The sequence below is a fragment of the Rhodoferax sp. genome, assembly GCF_028689305.1.
Classification (GTDB): Bacteria; Pseudomonadota; Gammaproteobacteria; order Burkholderiales; family Burkholderiaceae_C; genus Rhodoferax.
The window spans coordinates 66836-93362 of the sequence record NZ_JAQTWM010000002.1; the positions used below are offsets into that span (position 1 = coordinate 66836).

Consider the following 26527-nt stretch of genomic DNA (forward strand, 5'->3'; position numbering starts at 1 on the left):
TTAAATTTTCGTAACATTCTCGACGTGCCTGTCAACAGGCTTGATGGCAATGGTACGTTGACGTGCCATCCGCTCGCCAACTTTGGTGCGGTCTTTGACATCGCCGGCTAATTGTCCACACGCGGCATCGATGTCGTCACCGCGTGTTTTGCGAATTGTGGTGGTAATACCAGCACCATTCAGTATCTGGGCGAACTCTAAAACCCGTTTCTGTGGTGAACGCAGTAAACCCGAAGCTGGGAAAGGGTTGAAAGGGATCAAATTAAATTTGCACCAAGGAGCGGATGAGTATTTCTGAACCATCTGAACAATTTCATGCGCATGTTCTGCCTGGTCATTTACCCCATCAAGCATGCAATATTCAAATGTCAGGAAGTCTCTCGGCGCATGGGTCAAATAGCGCCTGCAGGCTGGCAACAATTCCTCCAAGGGGTATTTGATATTGAGTGGCACCAAGTGATCTCGCAGGGCATTATTCGGGGCATGTAAGGAAACAGCCAGTGCAACGGGACAGTCCTGTCCGAGCATGTCCATCTTGGGGATCACGCCGGAGGTGGATACCGTCACCCGTCGTCTCGATAAACCATAGCCATGATCATCAAGCATGATCCGCAGGGCCGGGATCAGCGCTGCATAGTTCTGCAGCGGCTCCCCCATTCCCATCATCACAACGTTGGAAATAATTCTTTCGTCACGTTGAAGATGCCGGCGCAAAAAATGCTCAGCAAACCACAATTGCGCAACGATCTCTCCAGTAGTCAGATTGCGGCTAAATCCCTGATGACCGGTTGAGCAAAACCGGCAACCCATGGCACATCCTGCTTGCGAAGAAACACATAGAGTGCCACGATCGTCCTCGGGTATGAAAACCGTTTCAACGGCATTGCCTCCACCCACATCAAACAGCCATTTGATGGTGCCGTCTGCAGAGATGTGCTGTGAGACGACGTCGAGCGCCTTGACATATGCCACACCCTTGAGCTTCTCGCGCAAGGATTTGGCCAAATCACTCATATCGTCAAAGTGAGCACAGCCTCTCTGATGAATCCAACGAAACAACTGCACGGCTCGAAAGCGTTTTTCGCCAAGCCGCTCACAAAAAGCGGCCAAACTCTCGAGGTCATAGTCGAGCAGATTGACCGTCATGATAGTGATCAGCGTGAATAAACGTTCATACCCGGGAAGAAGAAGCTCACTTCAACAGCAGCTGTTTCAGCGGCATCCGATCCGTGTACGGCGTTGGCGTCGATGCTGTCGGCAAAATCTGCACGAATGGTGCCAGGAGCCGCCTTCTTGGGATCAGTAGCCCCCATCAGATCGCGATTTTTCTGGATGGCGTTCTCACCTTCGAGAGCCTGAATCATGACCGGACCAGAAACCATGAAGTCCACCAGATCCTTGAAAAAAGGACGCGCTTTGTGCACAGCATAAAAAGCCTCCGCCTCTCCGCGGGAAAGATGGGCCATTTTTGCGGCCACAATCTTGAGGCCAGCGGCTTCAAAACGGGCATAGATCTGACCAATGACGTTCTTGGCAACAGCGTCGGGTTTGATGATAGAGAGAGTACGTTCGATAGCCATAAGTTTTCCTAGTCGATGAAAAAAATCTTGACAATTCAGTCAAAGCTCTTGATGTTAACCTGAACCAGATGGTTGTTGAGCCACTTGGGCCGAATTCACCTGAATGACAAGTCCAGCTACCCTGAGAAGGAAGGATCACCTGCTGCGACCACCTGCCCGGCGCGCGGCACCACTGACCCGCTTTTTGCCAGCTTCCTGGCGCTGTCTTGAAAAACTGTCGGCACCAATGTAGCCCATTGAGGTCTTCATCGGATCAGGCTGACTTGCCGCAGCCGATCCCGGTCGTGCCGGCCGCTGGTTGCGTCGTCCGGCCTGGTTTTTTCCTCCTGGTGATGAGCCGGGTACGCGCGCCCTGCCCGGCATGCCATCTGCCGCTGATCGTTCAGCCCGGTCATTCTGAACCTGAGCATGTGCAGCCCGAGTCAGCAATCGAATATCTGCCTCATCCAGCTCCACCCAGGCACCACGCCTGAGGCCACGCGGTAGCACCATGGAGCCATATCGAATGCGAATCAACCGGCTGACGGCATGCCCCACAGACTCCAGCATCCGACGCACTTCGCGATTGCGCCCTTCGGAGATGGTCACCCGATACCAGCAGTTTGACCCTTCCCCACCGCCGTCCTCAATGGACCCAAATTGCGCCTTGCCATCGTCCAGCTGGACACCATCGAGCAACTTCTGCTTCTCGTCCTGGCTGAGTGCGCCCAGCACGCGCACGGCATACTCCCGCTCGAGGCCAAAGCGGGGGTGCATCAGGTTGTTGGCCAGCTCCCCTGAGCTGGTAAACAGCAGCAGTCCCTCTGTATTCAAATCCAGACGTCCAACCGATTGCCATTTTCCCTGGAACAATTTGGGTAACTTGCGAAAAACAGTTGGCCGGTTCTGCGGATCATCGTGACTGACCACTTCGCCCGCAGGCTTGTGGTAGGCAATCACTCTGGCTGGGGGGGGCGCAATCCTGAAACGGATGGGTTTGCCATTGACCTTGACGTGATCACCAAATTGAACTCGCTGCCCAATATGTGCAGGCTCGTTATTGACAGTGATGCGGCCCTCAAGAATGAGTTGCTCCATTTCAAGACGAGATCCCATACCCGCCTGGGCCAGCACTTTATGCAGCTTGGGGGACTCAGGCTGAGGTGGCAGAACCCGTTTCAGGGAAACCGTTTCCGGCTTGTTTTCCTCGGCATCAAACCGACCAGAAACAACATCTTCGAAACGGATGGCATCGGAAATGACTTCGGTGGCAGACGACTCAGCAGGTGGTTTTGTCATTGTGGGTCCTTTTGAGGTTCAGCTTCAGAATAGGGTGGAAAGACTGGCGCTTCTTCAGACCAGTCCAATTCAGCGGTTTTGGACATCGCAGCGACGTTGTCTCCAAGAAGGTCCGACACCGATTCCGCCAGCATGGGCAATTCATCAGCCATACCCGATTCAAAGGCATCCAATGGACTCATGGACGACTCCAGTAACGGCAGTTGATCCAGCGAATTCAGTCCCAAATCATCCAGAAAATGGCGGGTAGTGGCAAACAAGGCAGGACGACCAACCGTGTCGCGGTGACCAATAACCTCAATCCATCCCCGATCTTCCAGTTGTCTGAGCGTGAGCGAGTTCACAGTCACCCCGCGAATGTCCTCGATATCACCACGGGTCACTGGCTGTTTATACGCAATGATGGCCAGCGTCTCCAGTGTTGCTCTGGCATAACGGGGCGGTTTCTCTGGATGCAGGCGGTCCAGGTAAACCCGCATCTCTGGTCGACTTTGAAAACGCCAGCCGTTGGCCACAGTGACAAGTTCCACGCCACGCTGAGACCACTCCTGCTGCAACTCGGACAAAATGAGTCGGACGGAGTCCGCGCTCAACTCATCACCCAGCAAGGTGCGCATGTCGCGCAGCGGCATGGGTTGCTGGGCACAAATCAATGCAGTTTCCAGGATGCGCTTGGCATCCGACGTGTTCATGGTTGTCAAGTTCCGGTCAAAACACCCATTGGGGGTTGGAAAAAAATAAGGCTAGGAGACGTGATGAAGACCGACAAGAACATCGGTGCCACGCAAAAAAACCAACTGTAGAGCGGTTTAAAAAGATGCCCAATTGTACTTGAGCCCCCAGCATTCGAGTGCAGCTGCAAAATCGACGGGTGGCTTGGCCTCAAAAATCATGGGCTGAGAGGTGACAGGATGCACCAGTGCCAGTCTTGCAGCATGTAGTGCCTGCCTTTGCATGCCTGCGGCCAGGGCACCACCGTAGACCAAATCAGCAACCAGGGGGTGTCCAATGGATGCCATGTGAACCCTGATCTGGTGCGTTCTGCCAGTGTGCAGGGTGCACTTGACCAGACAGCCCAAAGGGCCATTGGCCAAACATTCAAGGTCGGTCTGGGCCAGTTTGCCTGAATGCTGGTTCAAATCCACCACCGCCATGCGGAGTCGGTTCCCCGGATCCCGTCCGACGGGAGCATCCACATGCCGCTGCGGTGCGCCGTACCACGTGCCATGCGCCAAAGCCAGATACTGACGCTTCACCGTGCGTGCTGCAATGGCTTGTACCAATGCCTCCATCACGGCCCGGCTGCGGGCCACCACCATCAGGCCACTGGTGTCCTTGTCAAGCCGGTGCACAATGCCAGCGCGCGGCAAATTGAAGGCTTGTGCATCAAAACCCAACAAACCATTCATCAAGGTGCCGCTCCAGTTGCCAGGCGCTGGATGAACCACCATGCCGGCAGGCTTGTTGACCACCAGCAAGTGCTCATCCTGGTAGACCAGATCCAGCGGGAAGGACTCTGCCTTGAAGGCCTGGCTTTGCGGCGTTGGCCTCAGTTCGATCTGCCCGCTGTCCGATGCCTTGACTTTGAAAGACGCCTTACCGATGACCCTGCCGTTCACCGAGACGCTGCCAAGCTCGATAAGCTGCTGCAAATAATTGCGGGAGAATTCGGGCACCAGATCGGCCAGCGCCCGGTCGAGCCGGGCACCGTGGTGCTCCGAACTGAATGACAATGTTCTGAGCTCTACCTCGGGGCCAGTGTCCTCAGCGGCTTCGGCCTCCGTCAACGCAGGGGTGACCGATATAATTGGTGAGGTATTTTTCAAGAAAGTTGTCCTACATGCCTGATGCCAAATTATCTGCTGTCCGCGCCTGGTCTTTGGCTTGTGGCGTTCTGTTGTTGGGGGCGTGTTCTTCCAAGCCGGTGGACCCCACCGCAGGATGGAGTCCAAACAAGATTTATGCCGAGGCCAAGGATGAACTGAAATCGGGGAGTTACGACAAAGCCGTTCCCCTGTTTGAGAAACTCGAAGGTCGCGCAGCGGGTACTCCCCTGGCGCAACAAGCGCAACTCGACAAGGCCTACGCTCATTACAAAAATGGCGATCCTGCGCTGGCCATCGCCACACTGGACCGGTTCATGAAGTTGCACCCGGCCAGTACAGCCATTGATTACGCGCTGTACCTCAAGGGGATCGTCAACTTCAACGATGATCTGGGCCTCTTTTCAGCAATCACCAGCCAGGATTTGTCTGAGCGGGATCAGAAAGCTGCCAAAGAATCATTTGAGGCATTCAAGGAACTCGTGACCCGATTTCCGGCTTCACGCTACACGCCTGATGCGAGTGCACGCATGAATTACATCGTGAACTCGCTGGCTCAGTCGGAAGTCCATGTGGCACGCTACTACTACCAGCGTGGCGCTTATCTGGCAGCCGTCAACCGGGCTCAAACCGCCGTCAGTGACTATCAAGGTGTACCAGCGCTGGAGGAAGCCTTGTTCATCATGATGCAGTCCTATGACGCACTGAAGATGACGCAGATGCGTGATGACACACGACGTGTACTGGAAAAAAACTTTCCCCAGACCTCTTATCTGACGCTCGGATTCAAGACCAAAACCCAGCCCTGGTGGAAACTCTGGTAAGGGCATGAGCATCAAGGGCTATCGGCTTTCTGCGGCAACGGGTATCCACAAGGGCGACCGGGATTACCAGCAAGACCAGGTTTGTCTGATCAGCCATCCCCGGGCCAAAGGCTGTGTGATGGCCGTGGTGGCAGATGGCATGGGTGGGCGTAGCGGTGGGCGAAAAGCGTCTGACCAGGTCATGATGACCGCCAGACAGCTGTTCGAGCGTTACGCTCCGGCCACGGATGATCCGCTAGCCACGCTGAAACAGCTGGTTCTGGAAGCTCACATGGTGATCAAGCTGACAGCCATTTCATCCGAGGAAGAGCCACACAGCACGATTGCCTTGTTTCTAATCAATCCGGATGGCAGTTGCCATTGGGTGCACGCGGGGGACTCACGGATTTACCATTTTCGTGGGAACCAGTTGGTCACACGGACCAAGGACCATTCCTACGTCCAGACCCTGGTCAACCAAGGTGAAATCACACCGGAGCAGGCCAATTTCCATCCCCAGGCCAATATTCTGATGAGTTGTCTGGGGACAGAAAAAGAGCCACCGCTGGAGCACCATTTCATTCTGAAATTGCAGCCTGGTGACACGCTGATGGCTTGCAGTGACGGGGTGTGGCACTACTTCACGGATATGGAGCTGGGCTCGGTTCTGTCGAACCTGTCGCCGCGTGATGCCAGTGAATTCCTGATCGACAAGGCCCGTGCCAGAGCCAAAGGTGGTGGGGACAACTTGTCACTGGCCATTGTCAAGCTGGAGTCTCTGAACGCCTGAAGAGCAGGCAGGCCACCCTGCCCCGCTTATTTGGCCAGCGTTTTTGGCTCAGCTTGTCGCTGTATTGCTCCCTGCTGCTGCTCTGACACCTTGTTTTGGATCCGATCCAGCGCCTGAACTGCCCTGGACTTTCTTTCGATGTCATTGAGGACCAACTCCTGACGACGCAGCGGGTCAAGTGCAGCGCGTCGATCCTTGCGCGCCTGTTGCAAACAGTCGGACACGGCAAAACGGGCGTAACAGTCACGCTCGGCCTGCAAAAAAACGGCCTCATGGTGGGCACGCTCCCGTGCAATCCGCTCCCGCTCTGCTTCAATGTTCAGAGGCTCTTCGGCCTGAGCCAGCAGCGGCACAGGCAATAGCGCGACAACCAGCAACAGTCTGAGCCCCAACCGATGCTTCATGTCAGTCGCGTGTCCACGGCACGGCGCTCCAGCGCCAAAAACTCACCCGATTGCATTTCATTGATGCGCGACACCGTGCGTACAAACTCGTTAACCATCTGCCCCTCCGTATAAAGCTGGCTGGCTGGAACCTCAGCCGACATGATCAGCTTGACCCGCCGATCGTAAAGCACATCCACCAGCCAGGTAAATCGGCGCGCTTCTGCTGCCATCCGGGGTGACATCTGGGGCACGTCGCTGAGCAACACGGTGTGGAACTGGGTCGCCAGTTCCAGATAGTCGTTTTGCGAGCGTGGACCACCACACAGGGTCTTGAAATCGAACCAGACCACACCGCCCGCTTTGCGCCGGGCGTGAATTTTTCGGGACTCGATCTGCAATACTGGATCTTCGTCCTGCATCTCTGCCAACCGCCCGAACGCATCCTGCATGGCCGCCTCGGACGCCTCACCCAGCGGGCTGTGATACAGCTGCAACTGCTCCAGTGTGAGGCCACGGTAATCGGTACCGTTATCCACGTTGATCACGTTGAGTTGTGCCTTCAGCATCGCAATCGCAGGCAGCAGGCGATCCCGGTTCAAGCCATTGGGGTACAGATCATCCGGCTTGAAATTGGAGGTGGTAACCAACCCGACACCATTGTCAAACAGGGCCTTGAGCAAGCGGTGAAGAATCATGGCATCGGTGATATCCGAGACATGGAACTCGTCAAAACAGATCAGCCGATATTTTTCGGCGATCCGCCTGGCCAGTAGATCCAGCGGATTGGCCGTCCCTTGCAGACCTGCCAGCTCACGATGCACCTCGCGCATGAACTCGTGGAAATGCAGTCGCGTCTTGCGCCGCAAAGGCACCGCGCTGTAGAAGCAATCCATCAGGAAACTCTTGCCCCGCCCTACGCCGCCATACATGTAAACCCCACGGGGAATGACCGGGTGGTTGATCAGTTTTTTGAGCGCGTTGGACCGCTTTTCCTTGAAGTGAGCCCACTCACGCGCGCAGGCGTCCAGTGTCTGCACCGCGCGCAGCTGGGCCGGGTCCGCGTTGTACCCGCGAGCAGCCAGCTCAGCCTGATAGATTTTCTTGACCGTCACAAATCGTCTATATTGCTATATAAAACATAGCTTATCACGCATATTTTATGCGGGCTAGAGGTCTATTTCTTATATAAATATCAGAAATTCAGCGTGCGCTTGTCCACCGCCAACGCAGCTTCCTTGGTGGACTCACTCAAGGACGGGTGCGCATGGCAAATGCGGGCAATGTCTTCGCTGCTGGCGCGGAATTCCATGGCCATCACGCATTCGGCAATCAGCTCACTGGCCATGGGGCCAATGATGTGAACGCCCAGAATTTCATCGGTGGCGGCATCAGCCAACATCTTGACCATGCCGGTGGTGTCACCCAAGGCACGGGCCCGGCCATTGGCCAGGAACGGGAACGTGCCCGCCTTGTAGGCCACGCCGTCGGCCTTGAGCTGTTGCTCGGTACGGCCGACCCAGGCAATTTCGGGGCTGGTGTAAATCACGAACGGAATCGTGTTGAAGTTGACATGCCCGTGCTGACCAGCAATCCGCTCAGCCACGGCAACACCCTCTTCTTCCGCCTTGTGCGCCAGCATCGGCCCGCGTACCACGTCACCCACGGCCCAGACCCCGGACAGGTTGGTACGGCAATCCGCATCCACCACAATCGCACCGCGCTCGTCGAGCTTCAGGCCCACAGCCTCGGTATTCAAACCAATGGTATTGGGCACGCGGCCAATGGAGACGATCAGCTTGTCAGCCTCCAGCGTTTGAGCCTCACCTTTGGCGTTGGTCCAGGCCACATTGACGCCCTTTTTGCCGATCTTGACTTCACCAACCTTGACGCCCAGTTCAATCTTCAAGCCTTGTTTTTCAAAGACTTTCTTGGCCTCTTTGGCAATTTGCTGGTCCACGGCTCCCAAAAAGTCTGGCAAGCCTTCCAAGATCGTCACCTCAGCGCCCAAACGCCGCCAGACAGAGCCCATCTCCAGGCCAATCACGCCAGAGCCGACCAAGGCCAGTTTCTTGGGAACAGTCGTGATGCGCAACGCACCTTCGTTGGAGAGGATGGTTTCCTCATCAAACGGTGTACCCGGCAACGCCCGGGCATTCGACCCGGTGGCCACAATGATCTGCTGCCCAACCAGGGTTTCTTCAGCCGCACCACTCACCTTGATCTCGTAGCCGCCTTCTGCGGCTTTCACAAACGAGGCGCGGCCATGGAAGAAGCTGACTTTGTTCTTTTTGAACAGGTACAAAATGCCGTCGTTGTTTTGCTTCACCACGGCATCTTTGCGTGCCACCATCTTGGCGGCATCCATCTTCAAGCCACTCAGCGAAATGCCGTGATCGGCAAAGTGGTGGCTGGCTTGCTCAAAATGCTCACTCGATTGCAGCAAAGCCTTGCTGGGAATACAACCCACATTGGTACAAGTGCCGCCCGGGGCCGGGCCACCGTTGGCGTTTTTCCACTCATCCACACAGGCCACGTTTTTGCCCAACTGGGCGGCACGAATGGCGGCAATGTAGCCACCAGGGCCGCCACCAATCACGATCACATCAAATTGTTTGCTCATAAAAATCCAGAATTAAAAATAAGAGCAGCCCACGCAGATAGAACGTGGGCTACGGGTCAATTTCTTATCAATCAGATGTCAAACAACAAACGAGCCGGATCTTCCAGTGCTTCCTTCATCGCCACCAGGCCCAACACGGCTTCGCGGCCGTCGATGATGCGGTGGTCGTAGCTCATGGCAAAGTAGTTCATCGGGCGCACCACCACCTGGCCGTTTTCCACCATGGCGCGGTCTTTGGTGGCGTGTACGCCCAGAATCGCGCTTTGCGGCGGGTTGATGATGGGGGTGGACATCATGGAACCGAAGGTGCCGCCGTTGCTGATCGAGAACGTGCCGCCGGTCATTTCTTCCATGCCCAGCTTGCCATCACGGGCTTTGGTGCCAAATTCAGCAATCTTTTTCTCGATGTCGGCAAAACTCATCTGGTCGGCATTGCGCAAAATCGGCACCACCAGGCCACGGGGTGAACCAACCGCGATACCGATGTCAAAGTAACCGTGGTAGACGATGTCGTTGCCATCCACCGAGGCGTTCAGCACCGGGAATTTCTTCAAGGCGTGCACCGCAGCTTTGACGAAGAAGCTCATGAAGCCCAGCTTCACGCCATGCTCTTTCTCAAACCGCTCTTGCATGCGCTTGCGCATGTCCATCACCGGGGCCATGTTGATCTCGTTGAAGGTCGTCAAAATGGCGTTGGTCGATTGCGATTGCAGCAGACGCTCGGCCACGCGAGCGCGCAGGCGGGTCATCGGTACACGTTGTTCCGGGCGGCCCGCCAAAGCGTCGGCCAAGCTGCTGGCCGGTGCTGCCACTTGAGGCAATACCGGGGCTGTAGCCCTTGCTGGCATTGCGGGAGCAGCTACAACTTTAGGTGCAGCCACAGCCGCCAGAACATCACCCTTGGTGACACGGCCATCTTTGCCAGAACCGGCGACCGAACCGGCTGCCAGTTGGTTGTCGGCCATCAGCTTAGCGGCAGCGGGCATGGCCACACCGGCCATCGAGCCACCGGTTGACGCGGGCACAGCAGCAGCCACCGCAGAGGGCGCTGCCGCAGCAGCCATGGCGGCAGCCACCGGCGTCACCGCCACTGCCGCACCGGCGACAGCTTCGGTGTCAATCCGGGCAATGAGCTGGTCCGCCGCGACCGTGCTGCCGTCGGCTTGTACGATTTCAACAATCACCCCCGCAGCAGGAGCGGGTACTTCCAGCACCACCTTGTCGGTTTCCACGTCGATCAGGATTTCATCCACAGCGACAGCGTCGCCGACTTTTTTCTTCCACTGCAACAGGGTGGCTTCAGCCACGGATTCAGACAGTTGCGGGACTTTGACTTCTACGATTGCCATGACAATTCTTTCAAAAATTTCTTGAGGGTTTGCACAAGCGGGCCACACGCCCGCTGCAAACAGATGAAGTTGGTGATTGGGTTGTTGACCTTATTTGGTCAGCACAAAGCCCTTGAGCTTGGCAAACGCGCCTTCGACCAACGCTTTTTGCTGCTCTTGGTGCAGGTGCGAATACCCGACCGCTGGCGACGCAGAAGCCGCCCGGCCGGAGTAGCCCAGCTTTTGCCCCTCAAGCATGTTTTCGTGAATGTAGTGCTGCACAAAGAACCAGGCACCCTGGTTTTGCGGCTCGTCCTGCGCCCAGACCACTTCGGTGGCGTTGGGGTACTTTTTGAGTTCGGTGGAAAACGCCTTGTGCGGGAACGGGTACAGCTGCTCCACCCGGATGATGGCCACATCGTCCGCGCCTTTTTCTTCGCGTTTTTTGGACAGGTCGTAATACACCTTGCCAGAACAAGCAATCACCCGTTTGACCTTGTCACCTTTGAGTGCCTTCTGATCCGGAATGATGGTCTGGAAGCTGCCTTTGGTGAACTCGGACAGCGGGGATGCGGCATCCTTGTGGCGCAGCAGTGACTTGGGCGTGAAGATCACCAGTGGCTTGCGCAGGTTACGCACCATCTGGCGACGCAGCACGTGGAAGATCTGGCTGGCCGTGGTGGGTTGCACCAGCTGCATGTTGGTGTCTGCTGCCAACTGCATGAAACGTTCCACACGGGCTGAAGAGTGCTCGGGGCCCTGGCCCTCGTAGCCGTGTGGCAGCATCAAGGTGATGCCATTCACCCGGCCCCACTTGACTTCACCCGAAGCAATGAATTGGTCAATCACCACCTGGGCACCGTTGGCAAAATCGCCAAACTGGGCTTCCCAGATCACCAGCGTGTTGGGATCGTTGGAGGCATAGCCGTATTCAAAGCCCAGCACCGCTTCCTCAGACAGGATGGAGTCGATAACCACAAAGGGTGACTGGTTTTCAGCCACGTTCTGCAGCGGCACATAAGTACCCACGTCCCATTTCTCACGGCTTTGGTCATGAATGACGGCGTGACGGTGGGTAAAGGTGCCACGACCACAGTCTTCGCCAGACAGGCGCACCGGGTAGCCACTGGCCACCAGCGAGGCAAACGCCATGTGTTCACCCATGCCCCAGTCCACCGGAATGTCGCCCCGGCCCATGGCGGCCCGGTCGTCATAGACTTTTTTCACCAACGGGTGCGGGTTGACGCTAGCCGGAATCGCGGTGATTTTTTCAGCCAGACGTTTCCATTCCGCCATCGGAATGGCCGTGTCACCGGCATCCGTCCACTTCTTGCCCAGGTAGGGTGACCAGTCCACCGCGTATTTGCTTTTGAAGTTGGTCAACACCGGGTCAACCGTGTGTTTGCCGGCGTCCATGGCTGCACGGTAGGCCTTGACCATGTCGTCGCCCAAAGCCGCACCCAGCCCCTGGGCCGCCAGTTTGTCGGCGTAGAGCTTGCGCGTGCCAGGGTGGGCGCCAATCTTCTTGTACATCAGCGGCTGGGTCAGCGCCGGAGTGTCTTGTTCGTTGTGGCCGAGTTTGCGGAAACAGATGATGTCCAGCACCACGTCCTTGCGGAATTCCATGCGGTATTCCAGCGCCCACTGCATGGCCATCACCACGGCTTCGGGATCATCACCGTTGACGTGCATCACCGGGGCTTCCACACCTTTAACGATGTCGGTGCAATACAAGGTGGAGCGATAGTCACGCGGGTCAGAGGTGGTGAAACCAATCTGGTTGTTGATGATCAGGTGCACCGTGCCTGCGGTGGTGTAGCCACGGGTTTGTGCCAGCGCCAGGGTTTCCTGGTTGACGCCCTGGCCGGCAAACGCGGCATCACCATGCACCAGCACTGGCAGCACTTGGCGACCCGTGGGGTCAGAGCGGCGATCCATCCGGGCACGCACGGAGCCTTCCACCACCGGGTTGACAATTTCAAGGTGCGACGGGTTGAACGCCAGGCTCAGGTGCACCGGACCGCCGGGGGTGGTCACGTCAGAGCTGAAGCCCTGGTGGTATTTCACGTCACCAGCGGGCAGGTCTTCAGGCGCAGTGTGATCAAACTCGGCAAACAGGTCGCCAGGCATTTTGCCCAGGGTATTCACCAGCACGTTCAGGCGGCCACGGTGGGCCATGCCGATCACGATTTCCTGCACGCCCAGACTCCCCGCTTGCTGGATCAGCTGATCCATGGCGGCGATAAAACTCTCGCCCCCTTCGAGGGAGAAGCGCTTCTGGCCCACATACTTGGTATGCAGGAAGCGCTCCAGGCCTTCAGCTGCGGTCAGTCGGTCCAGAATGTGTTTTTTCTGATCGGCGTTGAAGTTGGGTTTGCTGCGAACACTTTCCAGCTTTTGCTGCCACCAGCGCTTTTGCGTCTGGTCGGTCAGGTACATGTATTCAGCACCAATCGTGCCGCAGTAGGTTTCACGCAAGGCGTTGAGCAACTCGCGCAAAGACATCTTGTCTTTGCCAAAAAACGTGTTGCTGGTGTCAAACACGGTTTCCTGGTCGGCATCACTGAAGCCGTAAAAAGAGGGTTCCAGCTCAGGAATGGAGCGTCGTTCAGTGCGTTTCAGCGGGTCCAGGTCAGCCCAGCTGGCGCCCACATTGCGGTAAGCAGCAATGAGTTGTTGCACAGCGGTGCGCTTGCGCCCCATCTCGGCATCCACACTGGCCACCACCACCTTGGTGCCGCCGGCTTTGGCGCGCTGCGCAAAAGCATCAATGACGGGCTGGTGGGGAACGTCTTTGGCGTTGCTGCCGTCCACGGCAGGCACGTGCTGCAAAGCATCAAAGTAATCGCGCCAGGTGTCGGGCACGCTGCCGGGGTTGGCCAGGTAGTTTTCGTACATCTCTTCGACATACGGGGCGTTCCCACCGAAAAGGTAGGTATTCGCCTGATAGGCTTGGTAAACCGTGTTGGTTTCACTCATGTTTCGCTGACTTTCATTCCCCTTGAGGGAACTTTGGCTGGTTAAAGCTGATGGTTGATTAACCTTCCGCGTCACGGCTTGACCGTTTGGCGGATGCGACAGTGGCGTTGGAAGGGCCGTTTGCAGCGCCGGATTGTGCCACCAAATGTGGCAAGCAACCTGACGCTGAAGTTACGTCTCTCAGGCCGACATCAGGTCCTTGATCTGCTGCAGGGCGGCTGGATCGTCCATGGTGGTCAGGTCACCGGGGTCGCGGCCTTCACACACGGCGGCAATGGCACGGCGCAGGCACTTGCCGCTGCGGGTTTTGGGCAGCACGGTGACAAACCGAACCCTTGCAGGCCGCGCCACAGCACCCAGATCACGGTCTACCAGCTTGAAGATCTCAGCTTCCAGCTTGAGCGCACTGGCCTCATCAGCGACCAAACTGGCATCCTTGACCACCGCAAACGCCATGGCCACCTGGCCCTTGAGCTGATCGGCCACCCCCACCACTGCCACTTCGGCAATGTTCGGGTGCGCCGAAATGCTCTCCTCGATTTCACGCGTGCCCAGGCGATGGCCGGCCACGTTGATCACGTCGTCGGTTCGCCCCAGGATGAAGTAATAACCGTCAGCATCACGGATGCCCCAGTCAAAAGTGGAGTACACCAGCTTGCCGGGCACGCTTTTCCAGTAGGTGTTGACAAAACGCTCGTCGTCACGCCACACGGTCTGCATGCAGCCCGGGGGGAGCGGGCCCTCAACGGCGACCACGCCCTTCTGGTTCGGACCAGTCAGCTCCTCACCGGTCTGGTCGTCGAGCAATTTGACGTTGTAGCCATACACCGCCTTGCCTGGTGAGCCGAACTTGCTGGCGGCTTGCTCGATCCCGTTGCACAGCGACAGGATCGGCCAACCGGTTTCTGTCTGCCAGTAGTTGTCAATGATCGGTTTGCCCAGCCCGGCGCTGATCCACTGCGCCGTGGGCTCGTCCAAGGGCTCTCCGGCCAGGAACAGAGCGCGCAGGCTTGACAGGTCGTATTTGGTGAGCAACGCCGGGTCCTGCTTCTTCAATACCCGTACGGCAGTCGGGGCGCTGAACATCACCGTCACCTTGTATTTCTCCACCAGGCTCCACCAGATACCACCATCCGGGCGGATCGGCAGGCCTTCATACATGATGGTCGCCATGCCGGCAATCAGCGGGCCATAAATGATGTAGCTGTGCCCCACCACCCAGCCGATGTCACTGGTGGAAAAGTAAGTTTCACCAGCGTTGCCGCCATAGATGTGTTTCATGCTGGCGGCCAGCGCCACCGCATAACCGCCGGTGTCGCGCTGCACCCCTTTGGGTTTGCCGGTGGTGCCACTGGTGTAGAGCGTGTAGCTGGGGTGGGTCGCATCAACCCACTCGCAGGGCACCACGGTATGGAGGTGTTTCTCACGCAGCGGCGCCCACAGGTGGTCGCGTTGAGCCTCCAGCGCCATCGGCACCAGACCCCGATCCGCCAGCAGTACAGCTTCGGGCTTGTATTTGGACAGGCGGATGGCCTCATCCAGCAACGGTTTGTAAGCCACGGCCTTGCCGCCTCGTGACCCCGCATCGGCACTCACGATCACCTTGGGTTCGGCATCTTCAATACGCGAAGCCAGCGAACCCGAGGCAAAGCCGCCAAATACCACTGAATGGATCGCACCGATGCGGGTGCAAGCCAGCATGGCAAACGCTGCTTCAGGAATCATGGGCATGTAAATCAACACGCGGTCGCCCTTTTGTACTCCCAGGTCTTTGAGCACCGCCGCCATACGTTGTACTTCGGCATGCAGTTCGCGAAACGAGAACACCTTTTCCTGATCCGTTTCGGTAGACACAAAAATCAGGGCCGCCTGATCTGCGCGGGTGGCCAGATGCCGATCCACCGCGTTGTGGCACAAATTGGTCACACCACCAACAAACCATTTGGCAAACGGCGGGTTGCTGTAGTCACAAATCTGTTGCGGCTGAACTTTCCAGTCCACCAACTGAGCTTGTTCGCCCCAAAAGCCATCGCGATCAGTGAGAGAACGTTGGTGAAATTCGGCGTACGTGGTCATTGGCGGTCTCCAATTGTTGTGAAATAAACTGAATTCATAATTATGAATAGTGAGCTTGCTGTTCCCTGACGAGAACGGTATTGACGATCCCTCCAACAAACTCATAAGCTATCTTTTTTATAGCTATATGTGATTATTCTTTCCGGGCTGGAAGGCTATTTGATCAATGACTGGACGGCTTTGAACTGCGGATGCTCGGCTGAACGCAGCCATTCAAAAGCCACCATCTCGGTCGTCACCAGTTCAGCACCAGCGCTGGCGAGCCGGTCAAAAGCGGCGTCGCGATTACGTTCAGTACGGGAACTGCAGGCGTCGGTAACGACCCAGACGTCAAACTCGTCCTCCAGCAAATGCAGCGCGGTTTGCAACAGGCACACATGCGCCTCACAACCGGCAATCACAATGCTGCTGCGCTCGGAAGGTGTATTGGATGGCTTTTGCAAATGCTTGGGCAGGCTGCGGGCGTTGCCTGCCGCAGGCTTGACTGGAGGCCGCAGCCATTCACCCAGGCCCTCTTCGACCCCACTGAACTGCATCTTGGCCAGCGTACGGTCGCACAAAGCCTTGATTTCCGGCGGGTTTTCACCCAGCCTGGACGGATTTTGCTCGGTGCCCATCACCGGAACATGCAGCAACCGTGCCATTTGAGCCAACCTGCCAGCATTGGCCAACACCAGCGGCGCTTCGTGGATGGCTGGCATCAGGCGGGTCTGGTAGTCCACCAGGACCAGTTGGGATAAGGCGACGTCAAGCAACATGTGAAACTTTCTGCAGAAATGGAAGCAATAGGATGACCGTGGATTAGACCTCAGGAGTTCGGAGCGCAGCAAGTCAACAAGGCCAGCTCAGGGCCTGATCGCCACCTGCAGGACCGACAGCGACTGGCGCGGCAGGGTGGTGTCGTCTTTCAGTAATTGCCAGACAAACTGTTTGGGCAATTCAATCTCGTCAAACTGTTGCAAGGTCCTGACCTGCAACCTGGAACCCGCTTCGGCGCCAGGCCAGGCACCGATCTGTTTCGCCAGATTCCGGATCAGATCAGGGGCTTCGCTGGTGCGGGCCACTACATAAAACCCCCTGCCCTGCGCGCCCATGCCGCAACACGGTGCACTGGCCTTGATCAGTTCGTCGGCACTGCGCACCGGCAGGCTGGGCGACTGGCTGAAAAAATCAAAGGTGTTGAAGATCATGTTGTAGACAAACACAGGCTGTCTGACCTGGGTGTTCAGGTACCGCGCCACCACATGCCCGGCATTGAACTTGACATACAGGTCACGGTGAAAGGTGACCGTGAAAGCAAACAACATCACCACGGCGCTGACCGACCAGGCCAGCACACGACCTGGCGGCGTGAGCATTTCCCACACCAGAACGAGTGCCAACAAGGGCAGCAGGGCCAGCAGGACCCATGGGTTACCGGCATGCCAAAAATACAGCAGTGCACAGAGTGTGCTCAAGGCCAGCATCACTGTCACGTAACCGAGATGCAGGCGAAGCAGCCAGCTCGGGGACAGAACAGCCCAGTCCACTTTGCTGAGCCAATGTCCGCAGGCGATCGCAGCATACGGAAACACGATCACCAGGTAGTAATCCATCTGGTACTTGGTGGCGCTGAACACGGCCAGCGCCAGCAAGAAAGTGCTCCATAAAAACACCGGCGCCGCGACCGGCGCAAGACGTGTTGCCTGCGGCCCAGCGCCCCCCCCCTGTCCCCAGGCAAAGCCACTATAGGCGTCGGCCCAAAGTGCCGCCACCAGCACCAGCAAGGTCGGGAAAAAAGTCCAGACCAGGTTGTGTAAAAAGAAAAAGGGGCTGCCTTTGTCGTTCTGGATCGGGCCGGTGTTCAGGAAACGTCCAAACTGGCTGTCCCAGAGAAAAAATTTCAGCCCCGAAACATGGGTCTGACCAAAGACCAGTTTCTCGGGTTGTGCATCAAACTGCAGATACAGGGCCAGCAGTTCCGGCAAGGTGAACAGCAGCGTGCCCATCATGGCGAGCAGCCATTTCCAGTGAAACAGGCGGGACCAGGCACGGAGATAGACCAACATGGCCACCAGCCCCACGCCCAGAAACCCGAGCACAAACACCCCTTTGGTCATCACTGCAGCAGCCGTCCCCACTGAACCCAGTAACCCGTATTTCAGACTGGTCTGTTGGTCATACCTGAGCCAGGCATAACTGGCCGCGGTCATCAGCGCCAGCAGATAGACTTCAGCTTTCTGGTCATGCACCGCCAACAACAGGCCAAACAGGCTCAGGTAGATCAAGGTCGTCAGCGACGCCGTGGCTTCATCGTCAAAAAACAGGGCCAGCTGGCGGGTGAACCAGGCCCCCATGGCAAAAAACAGCAGACCAGGGACCTGGTAAGCATATTCATTGATTCCGAACAGCTGGAAGGAGATCGCCATCATCCAGAACGGGAAATGGGGCTTGTCCAGCCAATCCTTGCCCTGAAACACCAGATTGAAGGCGTCACCGTGCAACACCATGTGTTTGGCCAACAAGGCGTACACGGCGGCATCGCCGTCCATGCGAGGAAACAGCAGACACAGCAGGCTGATGGTCAGCAGCAGCCCAAAACCAAGACGATGAACACAGCGAACGGAAAAAGTCATTCAGAGCTAATTGAATAAAAATATTTAAAATCAATAAGTTGCAATGATAATTGCAAAAAACACTTTAACTTGACACGATGCTTGAACTGCAAGTATGCTACGGCCCATGCGCGTTTTTGCCACCATTTTTGCCCTTTTGTTTGCTGCCAGTGTTCATGCCAACCCGGTTGGTACGCAAGACGATATGGATCAATTGCTGGTGGACAAGGGGCTGCTGGCAAAGATTGACCAGGTGCGACAATCCGTCAGTGAAAAGGCCTCGGACCTGGTGGTAGCGGCCATCGGTTTTCTGGGTGTGCCTTACCGGCGCGGCGGCAACACGGCTGAAACCGGGTTTGATTGCAGCGGTTTTGTTCGGGCCATCTACCAGCAAACAGCGGGGCTGCTGCTGCCGCGCAGAGCAGAACAGCAAGCGGCTGCCACCCAAAAAATTGATCGTGCTGATCTGCAACCGGGTGATCTGGTGTTTTTCAACACCATGCGGCGGGCTTTCAGCCACGTCGGCATTTACATCGGTGATGGCAAATTTGTGCACTCCCCCAAACCTGGTGCCGAGGTTCGGATTGAGAGCCTGAGCATGTCTTACTGGAATCGCCGGTTTGATGGTGCGCGCCGGGTCCAGCCCCTGTCGACGGAGACTCCTGTGCAGCAAGCCTTGCAAATCACGGAGTCAACTTTGCGCTGAATCATCATTTGCTATATTATTTATAGCTAATGATGTCCTGTTTATCTGGGGTAGAGGTCCATATCTCATCTGTTTGATTCACTCGCCCGAGGCTGACCAAGCGCTCGGGGTTTCACCGGGGATGTCCATGAACGAGCGAATTTCCCAGATATTGGCCCAAATCGCGACGCTTGAAGATGATCTGCGCACGGCAGTTAACGAGCAGGAAAGCCGGATGGCCTTCCAGATCAAGGGCAAGCGAGTGGAATTTGAAAGCTCGGTCAAGGCCGCGCACCGCCAACTCAAAAGAAATTTTTTTCGCTGGCTGGTCACCAACCGCCCGCAGAACCTGCTCACCGGCCCGATCATCTACAGCATGATTGTCCCGCTGGTGATGCTTGATCTCTGTGTCACGTTTTACCAATGGACCTGTTTCCCCATCTATGGCGTGAAACGGGTTCGGCGTGCCGACTATTTTGTATTTGACCGGCACCAGTTGGAATACCTCAATTTCATTGAGAAATTTCACTGCGCTTATTGTGAATATGGCAATGGCCTCATGAGTTACATGGCAGAAATCCTGGCCCGGACCGAAGAGTATTTTTGCCCCATCAAACATGCCCGCAAACTGCTGGGCGCGCATGGCCGGTATCAGCGCTTTCTGGAATACGGTGATGCGGTTGATTACCAGGCTCGGCTGGAAAAATTTCGTACCGGGCTCGGGAAAACCGAATAAGGCAAAGCGAAGTTTTTGCTCACCCTAGCTTCGCCGCACTGAGCGCCGCCAAAGCCTGGGCGTGCAAGGCGGGTGTCGCCGCCGCCACCACCCGCCCATCGGATGCCACCCCAAGCGGCTGGCCATCCCAGTCGGTCATGACACCACCAGCAGCCTGTACCAAACTCACCACCGCCAGATAGTCATACGGCTGCAAGCCAGCCTCAACCACCAGATCAATGTAGCCCCCGGCCAACTGCGCGTAGCTATAGCAATCACCCCCAAATCGGCGCAGTGCACAGGTACGACTCAGGGTGTCGAAGGCCGCCCAGTCCGCTGCTCCAAACGCGTCTGGCGAAGTGGTGTAGACCCGCGCCTGGGCCAGGTTTTGGCAGGTGCTGGCTCGCACCGGCCTGCCATTGCATTGGGCAGCTTGCCCACGCAGCGCCAGCCAGCGCTCGCCCAGCACGGGCATGTCAACCAGGCCTAGCAGCGGCCGCCCTTGGTGCAACAGCCCAATCAGGGTGCCCCATAAGGGGGAACCGGTGATGAAACTCTTGGTGCCATCAATCGGATCCAACACCCACAGGTACTCGGCATCCATGCGTTCACGGCCATGCTCCTCACCCAGGATGCCATGGCCCGGAACTTGCGTATTGAGCAAACCGCGCATACTGGCTTCAGTGGCGCGGTCAGCCACCGTGACCGGGCTGTCATCCAGCTTGGCGATGACTTCCAATGGCGTGCGAAACAGCGGTAGTGTGTTTTGACGCGCAACGTCTGCCAGATTGTTGGCGATCTGCAACAGCTTTTCAAGCTCAGAGGTAGGAATGGGCGCCAGGGCGCTGTCATGCAACTCGGTCTGAATGGTTGGCATATTCTGCTTTTGGGTATTTTTGTGTAAAAATCAAATTTTGCCACAAATGCAAAAATGTGCACAATAGCGGTGGGCAACGTACCCAAACCCACCACCTTGATGGTTCTTACTTTTTTTGGAGACATTCATGCGCATTCCTCAACCCTCTTCACGCCGCACCTTGCAACACACTGCGGCGGCCTTGTTCACCACCTTGGTGCTGGCCGCCAGCGCCACAGCAGGTTCTATCACCGTTTATTCGGCTTTGGAAGAAGACGAAATCAAGGAATACATCGCTGCGGCCAAGAAAGACCTGCCCGATGTGGAGGTGCAGGTGTTGCGCCTGTCCACCGGTGACCTGGGAGCACGCATCCTGGCCGAAGCCGCCAACCCGCGTCATGATGTGATCTGGGGCTGGGCCTTGACCAACATGATGGACCCGCGCGTCACGGCACTGACCGAAAGTTATGCCGCCAAAGGCAGCGACAAACTGGCCCAGGCCCACAAGGCAGCAGATGGCAAGTGGTTTGCCAGCACCGGCTACATGGCCGCATTTTGTGTCAACACCGAAGTCCTGAAAGCCAAAAAATTGCCGATGCCCACGTCGTGGAAAGACCTGACCAACCCGGTTTACAAGGGCGAGATCGTGATGCCCAACCCCGTGTCTTCAGGCACTGGTTATCTGCAGATCGCCGCCATCCTGCAGTCCAAAGGCCATGACGAGGGCTGGAAGTTCCTCAAGACCATTGACGGCAATGTGGCGCAGTACATCAAATCGGGTTCACGTCCATGCAAGGCTGCCCGGGCCGGCGAATTTGCCATTGGCACCTCGCTCGCGTTTGCCGCCATGCAGTCGGTGGAAGAAGGTTTTCCGATCAAGATGGTGATTCCCAATGACGGTGCCGGATATGAACTGGAAGCCTCGGCCCTGATGAGCAGCGCCAAGAACAAGGCCGATGCGAAACGTTTCCTGGACTGGACGCTGTCACCCAGTGCCGCCGCCATCTACACCAAATACAAGGAAATCGTCACTATTCCTGGGGCACCACAGTCAAAAGCGGCCAAAGCCGCTGGTTTGCCCGCTGATCTGTCCAAGGTGTTGTACCCGGTCGACTTTGCCAAGTCGGCCAAGGAGCGTGACGCCACGCTGGCCACCTGGCAGAAAACCATCGGCCGTTGAGCCGACGTCCAGAGACAACATAGACAGAAAAAGTAACCTGCAGGCCCAGCCCATGTCGTTGAAAATTGAGTCACTCCACAAACATTTCGCCGGCCTCACGGCCTTGGACAACATTGACCTCCAGGTTGGTGCCGCTGAATTTGTCTGTTTGCTCGGGCCCAGTGGTTGCGGCAAAACCACGCTGCTGCGCATCATTGCCGGATTGCTCAGTGCCGACGGTGGGCGCATCCTGCTGGACCAGCAGGATCTGGCGATGCGCCCGGCGCGAGAACGTGGCTTTGGCATCGTGTTCCAGTCGTACTCGCTGTTTCCGCACATGACCGTGGCTCAGAATGTGGGTTATGGACTGACGATTCGCCACACGCCCCAGGCGGAAGTGCAACAACGCGTGAGCAAATTGTTGCAAACCGTCAAGCTGGCTGGTTTTGAGCAGCGCTATCCGGCGCAGCTCTCCGGCGGGCAGCAGCAGCGGGTGGCGATTGCCCGGGCGCTGGCGGTCAATCCGGCCCTGCTGCTGCTGGATGAGCCGCTGTCGGCGCTGGACGCCCGGGTACGGGCTGACCTGCGGCTGGAACTGCGCGAGGTGCAGCGCCAGCTTGGCATCCCGACCCTGATGGTGACACACGACCAGGAGGAAGCCATGGCCATGGCGGATCGCATCGTGTGTATGAATCATGGTCATATCGAGCAGGTGGGGACGCCGCAGGAGCTGTACTTGCGCCCGCACACCCGTTTTGTCGCCAACTTCATGGGCCACAGCAACCTGATGTCGCGTGAGCAGGTGCAGACCTACTGGCCGCAGTTGCTGGCTCATGCGCCGGCGGACGCCGACAACGACCATCTGGCACTGTGTGTACGTCCCGAGCGCCTCCAGCTCAAGGCCCAGACGGGTGCTGCCGGGCGCGTCGGCCAGGTCAGTTTCCTGGGCAGCATCCAGCGAATCCATGTGCACTGGATGGGCCAGGACCTGCTGGCGGAGACCAGCAGCGCCACACCGTTTGCCCCGGGCGACACCGTGCAGGTGGATGTAGCCCCGCAAGACTGCGCCTGGATCACGGCATGAAGAGCGGCGTCACCACCATGAACGCCGGCATCATCAGCACCCCGCTGCCCATGACGGCAGGTGACCGCTGGCTGCTGCGCGCCTGCCTCGGGCTGCCGCTGGCGGCGCTGGTGCTGTTTTTTGGCCTGCCCATGCTCAGCATTGCCTGGCGTAGTCTGCAACAGGACAGTGGCGGCATCGGCCTGGGCAATTACCTGGCCCTGCTCGACACCCCCGGGGTCTGGCGGGCGGCCTTTAACAGCACCTGGTTGGGGCTGGCCACCACGGTGCTGACCGTGTTATTGGGTTTTGTGCTGGCCTATGGCCTGGAGCGCACCCGCATGGCAGGCAAAAGACTGGTGGCCGTGGGCATGGCGCTGCCGATGCTGGCACCGTCGCTGGTGCTGGGCCTGGGCCTGATCTTCCTGCTCGGGCGTAATGGACTGGTGGGCAAGCTGTTGGGTCTACGCATGGACGTGTATGGCTTCTGGGGGCTGCTGATCGCCGATATCCTGTATGCCCTGCCCCAAGCCGTGCTGATCATTCGCGCGGCATTGCGCCATGGCGATGTGCGCCAGTACGACGCGGCCGAAGTGCTGGGTGCGACACCCTGGCGCCAGTTCCTGGATATCACGCTGCCCAATGCGCGGTACGGCCTGCTCAGCGCCGGTTTTGTGGTGTTCACCATCACCATCACCGATTTTGGCAACGCTGTGGTGATTGGCGGCAACTTCCCCGTTCTGGCCACGGAAATCTACAACCAGGTCAGTGGCCAGATGAAGTTCGGCATGGGCGCGGTGGTCGGTATCCTGCTGCTGGCTCCGGCAGCCATTTCGATCTGGATTGAACACGTGGCCACCCAACGCCAAGACCGCCTCAGTGGCGACGCGGCACAACCACCCTCCCCGCAGCGCCACCCGGTGCGTGATGTGGGCTTCACCGTGGCCTGCGGTGCCATCGTATTCAGTATTTACGCCGTGATCCTGACGGTGGTGGCGGGCAGTTTTGTGCGGCTGTGGCCCTACAAATTCGAGTTCACGCTCAAACACTACGACATCACACTGTCCGACGGCTACGCGCCCTTGTGGAATTCGGTCTACGTTTCGCTGCTGGCGGCTCTGTTTGGCACCAGCATGCTGTTCATGCTGGCGTTTGCCGTGCGCAAGTTTCCGGGCCGCCTGGCCAATCTGGCCAGCCTGCTCAGTGCCCTGCCGGTGGGTGTGCCTGGCCTGGTGATGGGCCTGGCCTACGTGTTCACCTTCAACAGTGCCAGCATGCCTTGGGGCGTGTTGTACGGTTCGGCCGCCCTGTTGGCTCTGTGCAACTATTACCACTACCATACCCAGGGTTATGTGGCCATGATGACTGGCATGCGCAACGTGCCCACCAATCTGGAGGACGCCACCACGGTGCTGGGGGGTGGAACCGGCCATATCCTGCGCGACGTCTACTGGCCCGCCATCCAGACCACCCTGCTGTCCATCGTGGCGTTTCTGTTCATGCGGTCCATGGTCACCCTCTCGGCCATCATTTTCCTGATCACCCCCAACATGTCGTTGGGTTCGGTCAGTGTGATGCGCCTGGATGAAGCCGGCTTCACTTCGCAGGCCGCTGCGTTTTCCACCTGTATCATGGCATTGGTGGGGACACTGTCGCTGGTCTTGCATGTTCTGACAGCGCGCAAACCGGTGGCGTCCCACTGAGACCAACAAGACATTAGCAGCATGTTGCAAGAAGAACGGATCCTGCGCATACGCAGTCTGCTGGCAAAGTTCCAGCACATCAGCATTGAACGCATCGCGCAAGATCTTGACGTGTCGCGTGAAACGGCGCGGCGTGATGTGCTGCAACTCGAAGCCCAGGGGGAGCTGCGTCGGGTGCATGGCGGCGTGGTGCTCAAGAGCCCTGAGCCCGAGCCGCCAGTGAGTGAGCGTGCCCGGGTCAACCAGAAAGAAAAACGCGCCATTGCCAAGGCTGCCCTGAAGTTGCTGCAGCCTGGCCAGACCGTGTTTCTGGATGCGGGCAGCACCACCACCATCCTGGCCGAAGAGCTGGCGTCGATGAGCGGCCTGACCCTCATCACCAACGGCCTGAACATCGCCCTCAAGCTGGGCACGGCTGACGGTAGCCATCTGCCACGCAACACGGTGCTGCTTCTGGGTGGCCGGATCGATGCCGGGGTGCAGGCCACTTACGGCGACGACACCATCAACGAGATCCACCGTTATCAGGCCGACATCGCGCTGCTGTCACCCGTTGGCCTCTGCCGCCAGCATGGTGCCACCAGTTTCGAGCACCACGAGGCGAGCGTTGCCCGGGCCATGGCGCAACAGGCCCGGCACGTGGTGATTCTGGCTGACTACAGCAAGATCGGGCAGAGCAGCCGCGTCAGTTACGTCAAAACCAATGACATCGATACCATCGTCACCGACGCACGGGCACGGACGGTTCCCGGCTTTGCGGCGTTGCAGCGTGGCACGGCCCAACTGGTGATCGCCTGAGTACGCAGCACAGCTTACCTGGATGGGGCGGCCACTGCAGCAGCGGGTGGCGCGGGTAAAATCCAATGATTTTTCACCTTACAGGACTCCTCGCATGTCACTCTTTTCTGCTGTCGAAATGGCCCCGCGCGACCCGATTCTGGGTCTGAACGAGCAGTACAACGCCGATACCAACCCCAACAAGGTCAACTTGGGCGTCGGCGTCTACTTTGACGACAACGGCAAATTGCCACTGCTGCAATGTGTGCAGGCTTTTGAAAAAACCATGATGGACAAGCCCACGGCCCGTGGTTACCTGCCGATTGACGGCATTGCCGCCTACGATGCTGCCGTCAAGGGCCTGGTGTTTGGTGCCGACAGCGAACCAGTCAAGTCTGGCCGCGTGGCCACGGTGCAGGGCATCGGCGGCACCGGCGGCCTGAAGATAGGCGCTGATTTCCTGAAGAAACTCAACCCCGCAGCCAAGGTCCTGATTTCAGACCCGAGCTGGGAAAACCACCGCGCCCTGTTCACCAATGCCGGTTTCACGGTGGGCAGTTACCGCTACTACGACGACCAGACCCGTGGCCTGAACTTTGACGGCATGCTGGCCGACCTGAACGCTGCTGCCCCCGGCACCGTTGTTGTCTTGCACGCCTGCTGCCACAACCCCACCGGTTATGACATCACCCCAGCGCAGTGGGATCAGGTGATTGCCGTGGTCAAGGCCAAAAACCTGGTGCCGTTCCTGGACATGGCTTACCAGGGTTTCGGCCATGGCATTGCCGAAGATGGCGCGGTGATTGGCAAGTTCGTCGCCGCTGGCCTGGACTTCTTTGTTTCCACCTCGTTTTCCAAAAGCTTCAGCCTGTACGGCGAGCGTGTCGGTGCCCTGTCGGTGTTGTGCGCCAGCAAGGAAGAAGCTGACCGGGTGCTGAGCCAACTCAAGATCGTGATCCGCACCAACTACAGCAACCCGCCCACCCATGGCGGTGCGATTGTGGCCGGCGTGTTGAACAACCCCGAGCTGCGTGCTCTGTGGGAAAAAGAACTCGGTGAAATGCGTGTGCGGATCAAGGCCATGCGCCAGAAGCTGGTGGACGGCCTCAAGGCTGCGGGTGTCAAGCAGGACATGAGCTTCATCACCCAGCAAATTGGCATGTTCAGCTACTCTGGCCTGTCCAAGGAGCAAATGGTGCGCCTGCGCAGCGAGTTTGGCGTGTACGGCACCGACACCGGCCGCATGTGTGTGGCCGCGCTCAACAGCAAAAACATCGACTACGTTTGCGCCTGCATTGCCAAGGTCATGTAA

Annotated in this window: 23 protein-coding genes; 9 read left to right on the forward strand and 14 right to left on the reverse strand. The window is 57.7% G+C overall.

Annotated elements, in window-relative coordinates:
* The 5 genes from rlmN to PHW99_RS00915 all read right to left on the reverse strand — a co-directional run bounded on the left by rlmN (window position 1) and on the right by PHW99_RS00915 (window position 4684).
* Window positions 1–1146: a 23S rRNA (adenine(2503)-C(2))-methyltransferase RlmN gene (gene rlmN, locus PHW99_RS00895; protein ID WP_300172795.1), complete on the reverse strand. Its 1146-nt coding sequence runs from the start codon at window positions 1144–1146 to the stop codon at window positions 1–3.
* An 8-nt stretch (window positions 1147–1154) separates the two neighbouring features.
* Window positions 1155–1580, reverse strand: a complete 426-nt coding sequence (ndk, locus tag PHW99_RS00900) for a nucleoside-diphosphate kinase (protein ID WP_300172797.1) — start codon at window positions 1578–1580, stop codon at window positions 1155–1157.
* 135 nt (window positions 1581–1715) lie between these two features.
* Entirely contained in the window at window positions 1716–2858 is a 1143-nt protein-coding gene (locus PHW99_RS00905) for a pseudouridine synthase (RefSeq protein WP_300172799.1), read from the reverse strand.
* Entirely contained in the window at window positions 2855–3550 is a 696-nt protein-coding gene (gene scpB, locus PHW99_RS00910) for an SMC-Scp complex subunit ScpB (RefSeq protein ID WP_300172801.1), read from the reverse strand. The genes PHW99_RS00905 and scpB overlap by 4 nt, the downstream gene beginning before the upstream one ends.
* Window positions 3551–3667: 117 nt before the next feature.
* Window positions 3668–4684, reverse strand: coding sequence for an RluA family pseudouridine synthase (locus PHW99_RS00915; RefSeq protein ID WP_300172802.1), 1017 nt, complete (start codon window positions 4682–4684; stop codon window positions 3668–3670).
* Window positions 4685–4698: 14 nt separating this feature from the next.
* Between PHW99_RS00915 and PHW99_RS00920 the strand changes: the two genes are divergently transcribed.
* Both PHW99_RS00920 and PHW99_RS00925 read left to right on the forward strand, forming a co-directional pair.
* Complete coding sequence (locus PHW99_RS00920; protein ID WP_300172803.1) at window positions 4699–5505, forward strand: outer membrane protein assembly factor BamD; 807 nt, start codon at window positions 4699–4701, stop codon at window positions 5503–5505.
* A gap of 4 nt (window positions 5506–5509) precedes the next feature.
* A complete protein-coding gene (locus PHW99_RS00925; protein WP_300172805.1) occupies window positions 5510–6274 on the forward strand; it encodes a protein phosphatase 2C domain-containing protein in 765 nt (254 codons plus the stop codon).
* A gap of 26 nt (window positions 6275–6300) precedes the next feature.
* On the opposite strand, the gene PHW99_RS00930 is transcribed toward PHW99_RS00925, so the two are convergent.
* From PHW99_RS00930 to PHW99_RS00965, 8 genes are all read right to left on the reverse strand, one after another.
* A complete protein-coding gene (locus tag PHW99_RS00930) occupies window positions 6301–6678 on the reverse strand; it encodes a hypothetical protein (protein ID WP_300172807.1) in 378 nt (125 codons plus the stop codon).
* A complete protein-coding gene (gene zapE / locus PHW99_RS00935; protein WP_300172809.1) occupies window positions 6675–7772 on the reverse strand; it encodes a cell division protein ZapE in 1098 nt (365 codons plus the stop codon). The genes PHW99_RS00930 and zapE overlap by 4 nt, the downstream gene beginning before the upstream one ends.
* An 80-nt stretch (window positions 7773–7852) precedes the next feature.
* On the reverse strand, window positions 7853–9280 hold the full coding sequence (lpdA, locus tag PHW99_RS00940; protein ID WP_300172811.1) for a dihydrolipoyl dehydrogenase: 1428 nt from the start codon (window positions 9278–9280) through the stop codon (window positions 7853–7855).
* Window positions 9281–9351: 71 nt separating this feature from the next.
* Complete coding sequence (odhB, locus tag PHW99_RS00945; protein ID WP_300172813.1) at window positions 9352–10629, reverse strand: 2-oxoglutarate dehydrogenase complex dihydrolipoyllysine-residue succinyltransferase; 1278 nt, start codon at window positions 10627–10629, stop codon at window positions 9352–9354.
* Window positions 10630–10719: 90 nt separating this feature from the next.
* Window positions 10720–13587, reverse strand: coding sequence for a 2-oxoglutarate dehydrogenase E1 component (locus PHW99_RS00950; protein WP_300172815.1), 2868 nt, complete (start codon window positions 13585–13587; stop codon window positions 10720–10722).
* 180 nt (window positions 13588–13767) lie between these two features.
* Window positions 13768–15768: a propionate--CoA ligase gene (locus tag PHW99_RS00955; RefSeq protein WP_300172817.1), complete on the reverse strand. Its 2001-nt coding sequence runs from the start codon at window positions 15766–15768 to the stop codon at window positions 13768–13770.
* A 50-nt stretch (window positions 15769–15818) separates the two neighbouring features.
* Window positions 15819–16421, reverse strand: coding sequence for an isochorismatase family protein (locus PHW99_RS00960; RefSeq protein ID WP_300172819.1), 603 nt, complete (start codon window positions 16419–16421; stop codon window positions 15819–15821).
* Between the two features lie 87 nt (window positions 16422–16508).
* Window positions 16509–18278 (reverse strand): glycosyltransferase family 39 protein, encoded by a 1770-nt coding sequence (locus tag PHW99_RS00965; RefSeq protein WP_300172821.1) that lies wholly within the window; start codon window positions 18276–18278, stop codon window positions 16509–16511.
* A gap of 106 nt (window positions 18279–18384) precedes the next feature.
* Between PHW99_RS00965 and PHW99_RS00970 the strand changes: the two genes are divergently transcribed.
* Both PHW99_RS00970 and PHW99_RS00975 read left to right on the forward strand, forming a co-directional pair.
* The gene (locus PHW99_RS00970) at window positions 18385–18963 is read left to right on the forward strand and encodes a C40 family peptidase (RefSeq protein ID WP_300172823.1); all 579 of its coding nucleotides are present in this window, start codon (window positions 18385–18387) and stop codon (window positions 18961–18963) included.
* Between the two features lie 127 nt (window positions 18964–19090).
* A complete protein-coding gene (locus PHW99_RS00975; RefSeq protein WP_300172825.1) occupies window positions 19091–19678 on the forward strand; it encodes a hypothetical protein in 588 nt (195 codons plus the stop codon).
* 19 nt (window positions 19679–19697) lie between these two features.
* Here the strand turns inward: PHW99_RS00975 and hisN are convergent, their stop codons facing one another.
* Window positions 19698–20534: a histidinol-phosphatase gene (hisN, locus tag PHW99_RS00980; RefSeq protein ID WP_300172827.1), complete on the reverse strand. Its 837-nt coding sequence runs from the start codon at window positions 20532–20534 to the stop codon at window positions 19698–19700.
* 127 nt (window positions 20535–20661) lie between these two features.
* Between hisN and PHW99_RS00985 the strand changes: the two genes are divergently transcribed.
* The 5 genes from PHW99_RS00985 to PHW99_RS01005 all read left to right on the forward strand — a co-directional run bounded on the left by PHW99_RS00985 (window position 20662) and on the right by PHW99_RS01005 (window position 26527).
* Window positions 20662–21693, forward strand: coding sequence for an ABC transporter substrate-binding protein (locus PHW99_RS00985; protein ID WP_300172829.1), 1032 nt, complete (start codon window positions 20662–20664; stop codon window positions 21691–21693).
* Window positions 21694–21745: 52 nt separating this feature from the next.
* Complete coding sequence (locus PHW99_RS00990) at window positions 21746–22756, forward strand: ABC transporter ATP-binding protein (protein ID WP_300172831.1); 1011 nt, start codon at window positions 21746–21748, stop codon at window positions 22754–22756.
* Window positions 22753–24438, forward strand: a complete 1686-nt coding sequence (locus tag PHW99_RS00995; RefSeq protein ID WP_300172833.1) for an ABC transporter permease subunit — start codon at window positions 22753–22755, stop codon at window positions 24436–24438. Before PHW99_RS00990 ends, PHW99_RS00995 begins: the two co-directional genes overlap by 4 nt.
* A gap of 21 nt (window positions 24439–24459) precedes the next feature.
* Window positions 24460–25236: a DeoR/GlpR family DNA-binding transcription regulator gene (locus PHW99_RS01000; RefSeq protein WP_300172835.1), complete on the forward strand. Its 777-nt coding sequence runs from the start codon at window positions 24460–24462 to the stop codon at window positions 25234–25236.
* A 94-nt stretch (window positions 25237–25330) separates the two neighbouring features.
* Complete coding sequence (locus PHW99_RS01005; RefSeq protein ID WP_300172837.1) at window positions 25331–26527, forward strand: amino acid aminotransferase; 1197 nt, start codon at window positions 25331–25333, stop codon at window positions 26525–26527.

Excerpts from the sequence above, each read along its gene's own strand:
- PHW99_RS00950 (WP_300172815.1), bottom strand. The coding sequence starts at position 13,587 with ATGAGTGAAACCAACACGGTTTACCAAGCCTATCAGGCGAATACCTAC.
- PHW99_RS00995 (WP_300172833.1), top strand. The coding sequence starts at position 22,753 with ATGAAGAGCGGCGTCACCACCATGAACGCCGGCATCATCAGCACCCCG.
- PHW99_RS00930 (WP_300172807.1), bottom strand. The coding sequence starts at position 6,678 with ATGAAGCATCGGTTGGGGCTCAGACTGTTGCTGGTTGTCGCGCTATTG.
- PHW99_RS00965 (WP_300172821.1), bottom strand. The coding sequence starts at position 18,278 with ATGACTTTTTCCGTTCGCTGTGTTCATCGTCTTGGTTTTGGGCTGCTG.
- PHW99_RS00970 (WP_300172823.1), top strand. The coding sequence starts at position 18,385 with ATGCGCGTTTTTGCCACCATTTTTGCCCTTTTGTTTGCTGCCAGTGTT.
- PHW99_RS00975 (WP_300172825.1), top strand. The coding sequence starts at position 19,091 with ATGAACGAGCGAATTTCCCAGATATTGGCCCAAATCGCGACGCTTGAA.
- hisN (WP_300172827.1), bottom strand. The coding sequence starts at position 20,534 with ATGCCAACCATTCAGACCGAGTTGCATGACAGCGCCCTGGCGCCCATT.
- PHW99_RS01000 (WP_300172835.1), top strand. The coding sequence starts at position 24,460 with ATGTTGCAAGAAGAACGGATCCTGCGCATACGCAGTCTGCTGGCAAAG.
- PHW99_RS00955 (WP_300172817.1), bottom strand. The coding sequence starts at position 15,768 with ATGAGTTTGTTGGAGGGATCGTCAATACCGTTCTCGTCAGGGAACAGC.
- PHW99_RS00905 (WP_300172799.1), bottom strand. The coding sequence starts at position 2,858 with ATGACAAAACCACCTGCTGAGTCGTCTGCCACCGAAGTCATTTCCGAT.
- PHW99_RS00925 (WP_300172805.1), top strand. The coding sequence starts at position 5,510 with ATGAGCATCAAGGGCTATCGGCTTTCTGCGGCAACGGGTATCCACAAG.
- PHW99_RS00990 (WP_300172831.1), top strand. The coding sequence starts at position 21,746 with ATGTCGTTGAAAATTGAGTCACTCCACAAACATTTCGCCGGCCTCACG.
- ndk (WP_300172797.1), bottom strand. The coding sequence starts at position 1,580 with ATGGCTATCGAACGTACTCTCTCTATCATCAAACCCGACGCTGTTGCC.
- PHW99_RS00920 (WP_300172803.1), top strand. The coding sequence starts at position 4,699 with ATGCCTGATGCCAAATTATCTGCTGTCCGCGCCTGGTCTTTGGCTTGT.
- PHW99_RS00985 (WP_300172829.1), top strand. The coding sequence starts at position 20,662 with ATGCGCATTCCTCAACCCTCTTCACGCCGCACCTTGCAACACACTGCG.
- scpB (WP_300172801.1), bottom strand. The coding sequence starts at position 3,550 with ATGAACACGTCGGATGCCAAGCGCATCCTGGAAACTGCATTGATTTGT.
- lpdA (WP_300172811.1), bottom strand. The coding sequence starts at position 9,280 with ATGAGCAAACAATTTGATGTGATCGTGATTGGTGGCGGCCCTGGTGGC.
- PHW99_RS00960 (WP_300172819.1), bottom strand. The coding sequence starts at position 16,421 with ATGTTGCTTGACGTCGCCTTATCCCAACTGGTCCTGGTGGACTACCAG.
- rlmN (WP_300172795.1), bottom strand. The coding sequence starts at position 1,146 with ATGACGGTCAATCTGCTCGACTATGACCTCGAGAGTTTGGCCGCTTTT.
- PHW99_RS01005 (WP_300172837.1), top strand. The coding sequence starts at position 25,331 with ATGTCACTCTTTTCTGCTGTCGAAATGGCCCCGCGCGACCCGATTCTG.
- odhB (WP_300172813.1), bottom strand. The coding sequence starts at position 10,629 with ATGGCAATCGTAGAAGTCAAAGTCCCGCAACTGTCTGAATCCGTGGCT.